A 13,247-nucleotide genomic window follows, 5' to 3' on the forward strand; every position below is an offset into this window, starting at 1 on the left:
CACGGGGCCGCCAGTAGCGGAACAGGCGGGCGCGGCCCTGACCAGGGTAAACAATCACACAGATCATCAGGGCCAAAGCCGGCCCCTTCAGGGCCAGGGCCCGCCGGCAGACAGTCAACAGCACTGGGGCGGCTCGTCCTGCGAGCTCCTTCGTCGAGTGGACGGCAGTAGGGGCCTTCTCGATACATGCAGTTGGGGTCGTGCTCGTAGTCGGCCGGCGCAAATCCACACGTTATCCGCTGGCAGTCATACTCGGTCGAGTCCATGAGGGTCCTTGTCGGGATGATGCAAGGCGTGATACCGATCTCCACCGTAACCACCCGGCAACTCGTCAAAACGGCCGGTCCCCACATCATCACCGTCCTGACCAGGGCTACCTCATCTTGATGCAGCATGTACTCTTGGCGGAAAGAGAGAGCATGCTCTGGATGATCAATCGATCCAGGTTTCCCAGCGAGCTTGGGGAGGAACGCACTGCCCGGAATCAATTGCCTGCTGCTGAAGTTGCTCTGGGTTCAATGATTTCCCGGAGGCCCGCTAGAAAAGAAGACAGTCGGGGTAGACCGGCTGCAGCCCGTACCAGCCAGCAGATATCAGCAGGATGAGTGCGAGGGAGCCAAGGAGGTGCCTCAACTTGGGAGGGCCTGAGATAGGACGAATCACGCAAGGAAGCATAAGGCCATAGTGCCGACACTGAGAGCCTCAGCCTCCTCCATCTCATCACGCACCATCTCACCATGGAAATGGCCCTCATGACTGCCGTTCAGCTGCGAGAACATCAGGTCGACCAGAAATCGGCGTTTCGCAAGTGGGTGGGATTCCCTGCAAGGTCATCCATGCCCCCGCAGGGTGCCCGAGGCACGATCGTGTCAGCGACCGGCTCCGGGAAGACGATCACGGCCGCCGCGTGCGCGCTGGACAGCTTCCCGGGCGGTCGGATCCTCGTCACCGTCCCCACCCTCGACCTGCTCGCGCAGACCGCCCAGGCGTGGCGCCAGGTGGGCCACACCGCGCCGATGGTCGCGGTGTGCTCGCTGGAGAACGACCCGGTGCTCAACGGGCTCGGGGTGCGCACGGCTCGCTCGGGAGATGGCTTGCTCGATGGACGACGAGGAAGTATTCGGGCCGGTCGTCTACGAGCTGTCCCTCGCATCAGCAGTGGCGGCAGCCGGGCCAAGGTCGTGGACGTGGGCGGTGCGCAGCTGGGTGGTGGACGCAGCGGTGAACACCGCGGTAGCCAGCTCAGCGGCCAGATGCGGATGCGCGGTGGCCCGGTGGAGGCGCCGGGCGACCTCGGTCTGGGTGGGCTGCGAGATCACGGGCGGGAAGAAGTCGCGGTCGGGCGCCAGTGGTGCGCTGCAGCGGCAGGGGCGGGTGGGTTCGTCGAAGGCCAGCAGGGTGGTCAGGGCCGGCAGGGCGATCCAGCGGTTGGCCAGCGGGCGCGGCAGCGGGCAGTCGGCGGCGGAAGGGCCGTCGGCGGCGGGCAGGAGGGCCGTGGCATCGGCGAAGTGGTGGCGGACGCCGGACAGGATCCGATCCACGCCGGCGGGCAGGCGTGAGGTGTGGACGACGAGGGTCAGCCGCAGGCCGGTGCGGCGGCGCAGGAGCAGCAGAGCGTCCAGGCGGGGCTGGGTGAGGAAGTGTGCCCGCAGGAGGAGCAGGTGCGTCGTGCCCGTTGCGAGGATCCAGGCCGCGGCGAGGGCCCAGGCCGGGCCGGTGTCGTGCCCGCGGTACCCGGCCACAGGGACGGGCTTGCCCAGAGCTGCCAGGACGTCGTGGGCGAGCGCCAGCGTGGAATCGGTACCCGGTGTGGGGTGGACGGTGATCCTCCCCGCCGGCGGATCGTGCGCGGCCAGAGCAGCGCGGGTATGCACCAGATCATCGCCCGGGTCGACGATCACGGTCACCGGGGGCGGATCGGGGCAGGTCAGCATGGTCAGGCCGCCTGCCGGGAGCTGAGCTTGCTGTAGGCCCAGCGCAGGAGTTCCTCGTCCACACGGCTGCGACCAGCCTGCTGCAAGCCGACGGTGAGATGGTGGGTGATCTTCGCCCACGCACGGAAGTTCCCATGCGCGGCCTCCTGGTCGCAGAGCGCGATGAGCTCTGGATCGGCCTCGGACCACACCGGGTGGAAGGCGGGGATGACGTCCAGGACCTCGTCCAGCGGCATCCGGCCGATCTCCTGCCACGCGTACACGCGGGACTCCAGCATCGGCTCACTCAACAGCATCTCGAAGCAGCCGTTCCCGCCGGTGAAGACGATCGTCAACGCAGAATCGGTGTCATCCCACAGGTAGCGCAAATATTCGAAGCAGAGCTTGGAAAGCCACTGCGCTTCGTCGCACACCAGCACCCGCGGCTCGACAAGAGCGCCGCGCAGCATCCGGTCGAACTCGATCGCGTGCGCCGGCGGGCGGCCCTGCAGGCCCAGGGCGTAGAACAGCTCATGGCGCAGGTCGCGGGTCGAGGGGCGGGCCCGGAACTGGATCCGGCGCGTCAGCTTCGGGGCGAGCTCGCGCAGCGAGGCGTTGACCGCGAAAGACTTGCCATGACCGGCCTGACCGTAAATGCAGATCATCGCCTGTGCCTCGATCGCGGCCCGGATGTTCTCCCTGGCCGCGAGCAGGGCCCTGGTGGAGACGACCTGGGCCTCGGCCAGACGCATGAAGTGGTCCTCGCGCGCTGCGGGGAGCCGTCCCCGACGGGTGGAAGCAGACATGCCCGACTCACTCCTTGCTGCCGGGGCACTCCCCGGCCTCCGGCCCGACTGCGGGCGCAGCGGGCTCCGTGGCGGTCTCCGGGACACCTGGGGAGGACCGCTTGCGCGGACGGGCCCAGTCGGCAGGCGGCTCCCGCGGAGGAATCAAGTCCGGCAGCGCCCGCGCCGCCAGATCCACCGCCCGGGCCCGGGCGATCTCCGCCTCCGCCTCATGGGCGGTCTCGGTACGCCGCCGGACCGGCACGACCGCGGTCGTGGTAGCCGCATAGCGGGCACGGCGCAGCTTCTCCGCCGCCTTCAAGTCCGCTTTCAGGGCATCGGCTTTCCTCTCGCGGACCCGGGACAGAGCGCGGCGCTGAGCCGGTGTCGCGGCCTGGGCGAGATAGGCGGTACCCAAATGCCGGCCCCCACCCTCGGCGGAGAAAACCTCGATCATGCCGTCGAAGTGCGGCAGGTAGCGCAACCGCACCCTGGCCCCGACATGCCCGGCCATCCACGGCGCGATATAGGCACGCCGCCGCCACGCCACCCCGTTCGTCGTGATCTTCCGGAGACGGCCGTCGTCCTCCAACGCAAAGAACGCCAACTGCTCCTCAGGGACATCCTCGAGGGGAGTCGGGTCCGCCTCCCACGCCTGCGCAGGCGTCCTCCCACCGTAAAGGCCGGCCGGACGGTGCTCGGCGTTCCACCACGCCACCCAATCCAGCAACACCCTCACAAAGTCGGAGTACGCCAGCAGCTCCTCCACCGGGTCCGGCCGGTACGCCTCCGCGGGCCGGGCGCGGCGCGTGTACCCGGGCAGGGCAACGAGCAGCATCTCCTCCACCGCACCGTTGAGGGCCTCGATGGTGCCCTTGCGGTACGGCTTGTACGCCGGCAGATCATCAACCGGCACCGCGAACCCGCCCAAAGCCTTCGCGACCGCGTTCGACAGGAAATCCTTGCCGCGGTCCACCCGCACCCGCCCCGGCAGGCCGCCGTACGGCCCGTACGGCTCCAAGCGGCTGATCCCCGCCCGCAACGCAGCCAGCACCGCATCCCGCGCCGGCTGATGCGGGGTAACCGCCACCCCCACGACCACCTTCGACGCCACATCGATGAACCACGTCACCCACGGACACACCGCCACCCCATCCAGGCTCACCCGGACCGGAACCCGCTTATGGTCGCCCTCCCAGCACGCGTTCCGATGCGTCGGCGGGCGCTTCCCATACACATCGAACCGACGCCGAGCTCCCTCACCGCCCCTCAACCCCGCCCGCTCCCCCGCCGACAGATCCCGCACCACCGCTCGGTGGAACACCGACAGCGACGGCACCGGACCCAACAACGGATCCCGCTCGGCACGGGCCACGAGCTCGCGATGCACCGCGGAGACGTTCCCACCCCACAGCGCCAGCGAACGGCGCATCTCGTCGGTCACCATGAAGCGCGAACGCGTCTTCCGGCCGGTCCGTCCCTCGGAACGAGCAGCCGCCAGCCAGCTCCACACCGTCCGCTCCGACACCTGCAGAGCTCCCGCCACCAAGCGAACGTGCGCACTCGTCAACTCATCGCGCGCGTCCAGAACCAGCAGGCGTGAGACCGCTCCCTCACGCCCCCACCCAGCCGACACATCCAACCCCGCTGAACCGGATCCAATACCTTCCTCCACCGACCTCACCCCCGAACCGCACGCTTATTACCAGGGGGACGCTGTCCAGGAACCCGAAGACCATACGGACACATCACACGAAACACCCAAACGGGGTATTGGGTCTCACGACAGTGTAAGGATCGCGTTCCCAGGGCCCAGCTCAAGCAAGGTGTCTACCCACACAACTGACATGAGTTACCCGCCGCTGGGAAGCGGTGAGGAGAACGATCGACGAGTAAGTACGCCTGGGCTCAACCGGGCGATTGTCAGTGCCAGGAGGGAGGATAAGGGTGTGAAAGGAGGTCTCGTGTCCCAGTCGGATCCTGCTCAAAGCGACGTTTCTCCTGCGCCCAGCGGATGCAGATGGTGCGGCATAGAAGCCTCTGTGCATGCCCGGCAATGGGTGGACGGAGCGGGGTGGCACGCCTGGACAGCACCCACCCTCGCTCAACGCAAGGAACGCATGATCAAACGACGGCAGAGCCGCCGACCGGCGAGCCAGTAGCCAGTGCTTGAACCTCAGTAAAGAACTGTCGCAGCTGTTCGGGTACCTCATGGGCAGTCCGCAGGTTGGTCGCCAGCCCGAAAACCATATCCGGCTTGCCGTTGGGGCTCGTCTCCCCAGCTTGTTCCTTAATCATCCTGAGAATGCCTGAGCTGAACTTCCCTCCTCGATGCGCAGCGAAGTCTGACGCCTTCCAGTTCAGCGGAGCGGCACGGGGCCAGCGTGCATTGGCAGCGGCAGCCCACTGCTCGTCGCTGAACAGCTCTTCCAGCTCGTTGTAACCCGCCGCCTCGCCCACATAGGAGACCTGAGTGCGCAGATCGAGGCCGGCTCGGCGGATTCGGTCGGGCTTGAAGAGCTTGTTGTCCCGGCTGTCGGCGTCGACCATCAGCATCACGGTTCGCTGGTGCTTGACCAGGTAACTGGCCAGGTGCAGAGCGCCCTCGTTGTTCTCGCATCCCCAGAGAGCAACACCGGCTGCCTGGAGAGACAGCCCCTGCGACAAGCGGAAGAGTAGGGGGACGCTCTGGCGCTCGGTGTCCCCCTCCACTGCCAGGAAGCAGCGTTCATGGAGCAGCACTGAGTTTCGCAGGCCGAGGGCGGAGGCGATCTGGCCGAGGTGGAAGTCGATGCCGTCGTGTGAGTCGGCGGCGAGACGTTCGACGACTGTGCGGCCATCGTTGCCGAGCCTGAGATGGACGACATCGGCGATGTCGACGCCGTCGATGAGGTTCATGGAGTGTGTCGCGACGAGCACGCTGACATGCAGCTGCGCGCACTGCTTGCGAATAATGTCCATCACGGTGCGCTGATGGCGGTAGTCGAGGTGCGTGTCGGGCTCGTCATAGACGACGATCGTCTGCGTGGGTTCTTCGACGTCTTGCTCCGAGGCTGCGGCCAGTTCGTTCTTCTCCAGCAGGTTGCTAGTCCACTCCCACACTGCGAGGGCGATACGGCGTGTGCTGCCCTGTCCGGAGCGCGCCAGGTCCACTAGCTCCCCGTCGGCCCGCGAGACGTGCAAGGGGGCTCCCTTGAATCCACCTCTGAAGGAGACCTCCGGCTTGACCTCAACGCCGACGAACTCGGCGCAGTGTTCCCGGATGTGCCGGCACAAGGAGTCAGCCTCCTTCTCCAACCGCTGAGTGATCTCTGCTTCGATCTCCTTCACCCGGCCCTGGACCGTCTCATCCTGCAAGTGCAGCTCATAGCAGCTGCTCAGCGCCGTTCGGACGGCGTCGTCGGGACTCTCATCCTTGCCTCCGAATGCCAGCAGCCGAGGCAGCCGCTCTACCAGCTTTTTGGGGAGCGGCTGCCACATCTCAGACTGCGGCGATGTCGCCGCATGGGCCGCCAAAGCAGCAAGGAAGTCGTCCTTCAGGTTGCCCCTGGCTACAAGCCCAAACTCCTCGACCAGAGCTGCGAGTGCCGGTCGGAGCAACCTGCTGAGATCACGCAGGCGCGGGTCCTCGGGCTGCGTTCCCAGGTACTCCAAGGACACGGCTTCGCCCGCTCGGGCTCGACGCCGGATACGGATCACTGCCGGCAGGCCGCCCTCACTGCGCTCGGCCAGGTTCAGAGCGAAGGATCCCTCCACCCAGGTTTCCGCACACCGGCCCGACTCCGAACCACTCCCGACCTGGTACGTACGGTCTTCGTCAACCAAGCGGTGGGTGCCCAGGAGGAAACCGAGCGCTGCCAGCACGCCGCTCTTACCACCGTCGTTGTGACCCGCAAGGATCGTCGGTGAACTGACAGGGATGTCCTCAACGCGGGACAGTGAACGAAATCCGTAGACGGAGAAGCTGTTGAGGTGCACGAAGAGCTGCTCCGTATCCCCGCCCGGACCCCACCAGACGGTTGTGCCTTATGAGTTCGCGCAAGCTGCGCCACTGGGCAGTCATGCAGACAGCTAATACTAGGGTGCTCCAGCGCGGCACCTGAGGTGCTTTCAGTCAGTTCCCATGCTTCTGGGCTTCTTCGGGGCAGCCTGAGGACCGGTCAGACTCACCTGATTGCCGGCTCGGCAAGCAGGGCAGCTCTTCCAGCATCACGAGGGGGGCTGATGGCACCGAAAAAGTCGTTGGCGGCGCAGCTGATGCAGGCGTACCGCGATGCGCAGAAGGCCAAGGCGGCAGCTGCCTGAGGTTCCCCCGAGATGCGGGAAGTGGTGACAGGGGGTCAGATGGGTCTCATGAGAGGAGTCCAGACGATGCCTGCACCGAGGAAATATCCGTTGGAGTTGCGTGAGCGTGCGGTCCGGATGTATCGGACCACCGAGCCGAAGCCGGTGATCCGTCGTATGGCCGAGGAACTCGGTGTGCACCACGAGGCCCTGCGGAACTGGATCCGGCAGGCCGAGGCCGACGCCGGCGATCGAGGCGATCTCCTCACGACCGCCGAGCGCGAGGAACTGACGGCTCTGCGGAAGGAGAATGTCCAGCTCAAGCGGGCGAACGAGGTCCTGCGGACGGCCTCGGCTTTTTTCGCGGCCCAGCTCGACCCGACCCGGCCCAGGTGACGGCGCTCCTCGATGCGCACCCGCACCTGGGGGTCGAGCACGTACTCCGGGAACTGAACATTCCCTCCTCCACCTACTACCGGTGGCGCCGGGCCGAGTCCGAGCCGTGCGAGCGCCGCCGCCGGGACGCCGAGCTGACGGACCGGATCCGCAAGGTCCACGACGAGTCCGGCGGGATCTACGGTTCACCGCGCGTGCACGCCGTCCTCAAGCGCGAGGACGTCCACGTCGGCCGCAAGCGCGTCGAACGGCTCATGCGCCAGGCGGGCCTCGCCGGGATCAGCCCCCGCCGGGGCAAGGGCTTCACCCGCCGCGACCCGGACGCCGAACTGGCCCCTGACCTGGTGCAACGCGACTTCACCGCGGCCGGTCCGAACCGGCTGTGGGTCACCGACCTGACCATGATCGCGACACTGGAGGGCCCGCTGTGGCTGTCCGCGATCCGCGACGCGTTCTCCCGCCGGGTCGTGGCCTGGGAAACCTCCGCCCGCGCGGACGCCGACCTGGTCCTGACCACCCTCGAGTACGCCCTCGCCTCCCGCGAACCCGCCGCCGACGAGCTCATTCACCATGCCGACCACGGCTGCCAATACACGTCCGTGAAGCTCACAACGCGCCTGGTCAGAGCCGGGATCCAGGCGTCCATGGGATCGGTCGGCGACTCGTTCGACAACGCTCTCGCGGAGAACCTGTGGATGCTCATCAAGACCGAGTGCGTCCGCGGCCGCGTCTTCGCCACACGTGCCGAGGCGAACCTCGCGCTCTTCCAATACCTCGACGGCTTCTACAACCCACGCCGCATCCAGAAGCGCCTCGGATACCTCAGCCCGATCGAGTACGAGGAGAAGCACTACGCCACCCAGGCAGCCACCGAACAAGTGAACCTGAAACCACGTCAACCTATCCTGACCAGCTAGTCAGCACCTCCCGCACAGCGGGGGAACCTCAGCCAGGCAGGCAGAGGCTGAACGGGTCCGGCAGGCTCGTGCCGCGGAACGGGAAGCGGCACAGCGTGCCAAGGAGGAGGCTCGGCGGGAGCGGGAGCAGACACAGGCCTGGATGCGGGCCAAGAAGCAGAACGAGCGGGCTCGAGCCGAGGAGGCGCGCAACGCCGATCAGATCGTCCGGGATCTGGAGAAGCGTGAGGCGGCCCGGGTGAGGGCTGCCGAGCAAACGAAGAAGGCCGCGGCTCGTGAGAAGTCCGAGGCGGATCGGCGCTCCAGGCAGCAGGTGAGCGAGGATCTACGCCGCGAGGCTGCGGCGAGGACAGCCGAGGTAGAAAAGCAGGTCCAGCGCGTGGAATCCGTGCTCACCACCAGGACTACGGGACTGCACGCTCACCGCCTGCCAGTGGAGGAGGCCCTGGTCAGCGGCGGTCCGGACGCTATGACCGACTGTGTGGAAACCGCACTCGCCCAGATCGTCTACCCGCCAGGGCTCCGCGGAGTGTGGCGCGCCGCGTACGCGCCGGAATCACGAGAGCTGGTACTGGAAGTCGAGCTTCCCGGCCAGGCGGTAGTCCCAGCGGTCACGCAGTACCGCTACAAGGCGTCGACCCCGGCGACGGTTGTGCCACAGCCGCGGAAGGAAGCCGACACCAAGGCCATGTACAGGGACCTCGTAGCCAGACTCGCTCTACGCGCCATCGACGAGACCCTCGCCGTGACGCCACCCGCGCTGGTCGATGTCGTGGCATTCAACGGACACGTCAACGCCAAGGACCGCGCCACCGGAAAAGCCATCCGCCCTTGCCTGATCAGCCTGCGTGCCAGCAGGGAGACCTTCGAAGAGCTCGTCCTCGACGAACCAGAACTCGATCCCGTCCAGAGCCTGCGCTACCTCAACGCCATCGTCTCCCAGCACCCGTACGACCTCGAGCCCGTCCGCCCCGTGGTCACCTTCGACCTCACCAAATACAAGCTGGCACCCGAGCAGGACGTGATCGCCGGCCTCGACAGCCGCCCCGACCTTGTAGCACTCGACCCGATCGAGTTCGAACACCTCATCCGCCGACTGTTCGAAGCAATCGGGCTCAAGTCCTGGGTCACCCAAGCCTCACGTGACGACGGAATCGACGCCGTTGCCCTCAACGAAGAACCCCTCATCGGGGGACTCTGCATCATCCAGGCCAAACGCACCAAAAACGCCGTTCCCGCCGAAGCTGTCCGCGCCCTCGCCGGCGTCATGCACGACAAAGCAGCAGCCAAGGGCATCGTCGTCACCACCGCCTGGTTCGGCAAAGCCAGCCACGACTTCGCCCACCGCACCGGCCGCATGGAACTCATCGACGGCCGACACCTGAAAGCGCTCCTCCTCGAACACCTCGGCATCGACGCCCTCATCGGCCTACCCAAACTCCCACCCGGCTGGGAAACACGAGACCTCACGTAGCCCCCGCATGAAGCAGAGGACCAACCCCAGCACCTCCGCCACAGGGGCCGCTCCCGACAGCACAGCAACCGCCGCCCATCAGGAGGCACTCACGCATCGGCCTACCCACAGACTCTGCGTCAACCCCACCCCCGCTTCAGCTCCGCTCTTCACTGGTAAATCGGCGTCAAACCGTCAGTAAAACCATCCCCGCCGCCACAAAGCAGCAGCTCACAGGGCCGCAACATCTACTGAAGACAAGACGCCGAACCACTGAAGAGCAAGCGCTGAATAGCACTTGAGCCGCTCGCCCGGTGCAGTGGCGCGCAGGTCCGTGAGCCGACTGGACTCACGGACCTGCGCCCGTTGAAGCGCAGACGTCCGCTAGTCGACTAACGGAGCTGCGGGAGGCCGTCATGCGGAGAGGGTGGAGGCACAGTTCTGAACCCCGTGGCCACATTGCAGAGACGCGTAAGACACTTACGCGTCTCGCCGCACTGGGGCGTGGCATGGCGGAGACGCGAAGCGGTCGATGGCGGTGTCATGTGCCGAAGACCAGGAGGTCGTTCGTTGCGAGGGTGTCGAAGTCCGGTGCGGATGTTCCTCCGCACCTGCCGGCGCGGGTGGTGTAGGTGTGGGGAAGGGCCAGGTGGGCGTTCTCCGGGTTGAGCGGGGGGGCGGGGTCGGCTGCGAACAGGTAGAGGGTGTCGCTTTCGGCTCGCGTGGTCAGGTGTGGGCCGGGTGTGGGTGGGAGCTCAACGTCGCGGATGGTGTCGGTGATGCTCAGTGGCGTGCGGAAGCGGCGTCGGAGCCGGTCCAGCGCGGTCTGGCTGAGCACATTGGGCCGAGGTTGGACTGGGTCCTCGCCGATGTTGGAACTGCTGGTGGGCAGCTGGGCACCCGCCAGGAGGAGGGTGAGCAGGACGGGGACGGCCTTGCGGGTCAGGGCCTGTGTCGCGGTTCCGAGGCGGTGGGCGCTGCCGTAGGGCAGTGAGAGGGCCAAGCTGCCCGCGTCCGTTCCGAGAGTGACGGGAACGGCCGCGCAGACTGTGTTCGGGGAGTACTCGCGCAGGTCGAAGACGGGGTCGTCGGGGGTGATGCGTTCCAGCCTGTCGAGGAGGATCCGTGGGCTGGTGATGGTGCGCGGGGTGAGCCGGGCGGCTTTGTGTCGTGCGAGGTGGTCGAGGCGGGTGGCCGTGTCGAGCTGGGTGAGCAGGCATTTGCCAACGGCGCTGGCGTGGGCGGCCGCGCGGAAGTCGACCCACTCGGTGACGGCTGGTGTGATGGGTCCGTCTGCCATTTGCGTGATCCGGACTTCGCCGTCGGTGTAGCGGCTGAGGTAGACAGCGGCGCCGACGCTGTCGCGCGCGAGGGCGAGGGTGTGCTGAAGCTGCGTCATGAGGCCGCCGGGAGAGGCCAGGCGGTCAAGGGCCGGGCCGGGAGCGTAGACGCCGCTGTCGTTCATGGGCCGGGCGAAGTCCTCGTCGATCAGCATCGCCAGGACTTGATGGAGTTGCCGTTCGGGAACTCCTGAGTCGCGAGAGATCTGCCGGTCGGTCGCGCCCAGCGGGTGCTGCTGCAGGATGTCTACGACGCGTTCGGCGATTCGGGCTCGCCGGATCGCGTCGCTGTCTCGCGGACTGGGCCGGTCCGGGTCCTGGTGAGGCGTGAGTGCGAGAGACCAGCCAGCGTGCCGTTCCCGCTCGGCGCCGGGCAGGGGATTGTGGCGCTCTGGGGTGTCGGCCTGGCGGAGCAGAGCCGGGGCCCTGGCCGGGTCGACGAGTTCCTGCACGAAGTCCACCAGGCCTTCGCTGGGTGCAGGAATGATGCCGAGGAGGTCATCGTCTTGTTCTTCGATATAGGCGGTGAGGGTGGGCGGGAGGAAGTTCTTGGGCGACACGTTGATGTAGGGGCCCCAGCGGCGCAGCGGGATGAAGGCAGTGTGGTCGAGCCAGGCTGCCCATACCTCGGCGTCGTCGTACTCCGCGTGCCGGCTGTGGTCGAGGTAGAGGCAGTAGACGGCGGTGTCGCTGCCTGCAGCCGCGGCGAGCTGCCACCAGAACCTTGCGCCGTCGTGCCCGAGGAGGTGCAACAGGCAGGCGAATACGAGGGGGCCGCGCCAGTCGGACGGCCCGCGTTCGACGAGGTCGTCCAGCACGGATCCGGAGTCGGGCGTGAACAGCGAGCGCAGGCAGACCGCGCCCAGCGCGCGCCGTGCGTCCGCGGCGTCAGCGGGGTGGTCTTGGCGGGGGTCCAGCCAGTGCTTGAGGCGGGCCGGGGGGACGGCTGTTTCTGGGCCCGGCTCGTGTAGCTCCCAGACTAGTGCCTGGCCTCGTGTGCGCCGGCCGCCCTGGAGGGCGGCCGCGTCGAGGCCGAGCAGTCGGGCCCGGGCGCGGGTCATGTCGTGGTCGGCGTATCGGTCGGGGACCTGCGGCCTGGCGTGAATGTCTTCCAGGTGCTGCTTGAACTCGCGGTCCCTCATGCTCTGACCTTCCTGTCTCCATTGGTGTTGCCGGGGTTGGCGAGTAGCTGGCGGAGGCGGTTGCGGGCCAGACGCAACTGGGAGCGGACGGTGGCGTCCTCCACGCCCATGAGCTCGGCGGCTTCGGCTGTGGAGAGGTCGAACCCGTAGCGCAGGACCACGGCGTCTCTTTGACGTTCACTCAGTCGGCGGACGGCCGTGTAGAAGTGAATGGTCCCGGCAAGGAGTTCGAAGTCGTCCCGGCCGTCCGCCAGGACCGCCTCGAACGCGGACACATCAGTAGGCTCAGGCCGTTTCGCTCTCTTTCGGCGCGCATCGACGATCCGGCCCTTGAGAATGGACCAGGCGTATCCGTCCAGGCTTTCCATGCCCAGCATGTACAACCACTTCTTCATGATCTGTTCGAAGGTGTGGGCTACCGCTTCCTCGGCGTCCGCGTCTGACCCCAGCTGCGCGTAGGCGTAGCGCAGGTACTTCGTGTAGCGGCGTTCGTGGAAGGCCCAGAACGTCAGCTGGTTGTCGGTGCTCCAGTCGTCCATGGCCGGACGCTGCACGGAGCCCGTGACGTCCTCGGCCTCGCCGGAAGTCTCCGGCCCGCCGTGCGTCACCGCTCGACCTTGATGTGGTCGTCTGGCTCGGCCCCGACGCGACGGGCGGCTCCCGCCATGCTGGAGATCCCGATCCGTACGCCCGCGGCGAGCAACCGTCGGCAGCAGCGCACCGCGTCAGGCCCGAAGACTCGGATGGCCAACGTGATCTCCAGAACAACCAACCACGGAGCAGCATCTCGCTGCACGTGCCCCTCCCAGGGATGTCGTCGAATGCGCCGCGCCCCGCCCGCACAGCGCCGGAGACGTGCTCGCCTCCACCCCTATACCGATTGGGAGGACCCCGAACGTGCAGACAAAGAACGATCACTTCCGAAACCCCAAACGAAGCAACATGGGCAGAAACACTCTCCGGTCAACGAGCCCCCGGTTGACCAGAACTTCAGCAGCACCGGTGCCGCGGTGGTGG

Annotated in this window: 9 protein-coding genes and 2 pseudogenes; 4 read left to right on the plus strand and 7 right to left on the minus strand. The window is 66.9% G+C overall.

Annotated elements, in window-relative coordinates:
* Positions 1-752: 752 nt before the first annotated feature.
* Positions 753-1,076 (plus strand): annotated as a pseudogene (locus tag EES41_RS00005) (DEAD/DEAH box helicase family protein); the annotation flags it as partial.
* Positions 1,077-1,133: 57 nt separating this feature from the next.
* Here EES41_RS00005 and EES41_RS41160 read toward each other — a convergent pair.
* From EES41_RS41160 to EES41_RS00030, 4 genes are all read right to left on the minus strand, one after another.
* Positions 1,134-1,934, minus strand: coding sequence for a hypothetical protein (locus EES41_RS41160; RefSeq protein ID WP_164495634.1), 801 nt, complete (start codon positions 1,932-1,934; stop codon positions 1,134-1,136).
* A 2-nt stretch (positions 1,935-1,936) separates the two neighbouring features.
* Positions 1,937-2,719 (minus strand): ATP-binding protein, encoded by a 783-nt coding sequence (locus EES41_RS00015; protein ID WP_123074502.1) that lies wholly within the window; start codon positions 2,717-2,719, stop codon positions 1,937-1,939.
* Between the two features lie 7 nt (positions 2,720-2,726).
* Positions 2,727-4,226 (minus strand): Mu transposase C-terminal domain-containing protein, encoded by a 1,500-nt coding sequence (locus tag EES41_RS00020; RefSeq protein WP_254211224.1) that lies wholly within the window; start codon positions 4,224-4,226, stop codon positions 2,727-2,729.
* Positions 4,227-4,822: 596 nt separating this feature from the next.
* Positions 4,823-6,676: an ATP-dependent endonuclease gene (locus tag EES41_RS00030; RefSeq protein WP_123074508.1), complete on the minus strand. Its 1,854-nt coding sequence runs from the start codon at positions 6,674-6,676 to the stop codon at positions 4,823-4,825.
* A gap of 393 nt (positions 6,677-7,069) precedes the next feature.
* Between EES41_RS00030 and EES41_RS00035 the strand changes: the two genes are divergently transcribed.
* The 3 genes from EES41_RS00035 to EES41_RS00050 all read left to right on the plus strand — a co-directional run bounded on the left by EES41_RS00035 (position 7,070) and on the right by EES41_RS00050 (position 9,769).
* On the plus strand, positions 7,070-7,378 hold the full coding sequence (locus EES41_RS00035; RefSeq protein ID WP_302186139.1) for a transposase: 309 nt from the start codon (positions 7,070-7,072) through the stop codon (positions 7,376-7,378).
* A complete protein-coding gene (locus EES41_RS00040) occupies positions 7,375-8,295 on the plus strand; it encodes an IS3 family transposase (RefSeq protein WP_164495652.1) in 921 nt (306 codons plus the stop codon). Before EES41_RS00035 ends, EES41_RS00040 begins: the two co-directional genes overlap by 4 nt.
* Positions 8,296-8,437: 142 nt before the next feature.
* Positions 8,438-9,769: a restriction endonuclease gene (locus EES41_RS00050; RefSeq protein ID WP_254211226.1), complete on the plus strand. Its 1,332-nt coding sequence runs from the start codon at positions 8,438-8,440 to the stop codon at positions 9,767-9,769.
* Positions 9,770-10,652: 883 nt separating this feature from the next.
* Here the strand turns inward: EES41_RS00050 and EES41_RS42530 are convergent.
* The 3 genes and pseudogenes from EES41_RS42530 to EES41_RS00065 all read right to left on the minus strand — a co-directional run.
* Positions 10,653-11,369 (minus strand): annotated as a pseudogene (locus EES41_RS42530) (IclR family transcriptional regulator C-terminal domain-containing protein); the annotation flags it as partial.
* A gap of 857 nt (positions 11,370-12,226) precedes the next feature.
* The gene (locus EES41_RS00060) at positions 12,227-12,838 is read right to left on the minus strand and encodes an RNA polymerase sigma factor (RefSeq protein ID WP_254211227.1); all 612 of its coding nucleotides are present in this window, start codon (positions 12,836-12,838) and stop codon (positions 12,227-12,229) included.
* Positions 12,835-12,981 carry a hypothetical protein gene (locus EES41_RS00065; RefSeq protein ID WP_254211228.1) on the minus strand — a complete coding sequence of 49 codons (147 nt, stop codon included), beginning with the start codon at positions 12,979-12,981 and terminating at the stop codon, positions 12,835-12,837. The genes EES41_RS00060 and EES41_RS00065 overlap by 4 nt, the downstream gene beginning before the upstream one ends.
* Positions 12,982-13,247 lie beyond the last annotated feature (266 nt).

This window comes from Streptomyces sp. ADI95-16, assembly GCF_003721495.1.
GTDB lineage: Bacteria > Actinomycetota > Actinomycetes > Streptomycetales > Streptomycetaceae > Streptomyces > Streptomyces goshikiensis.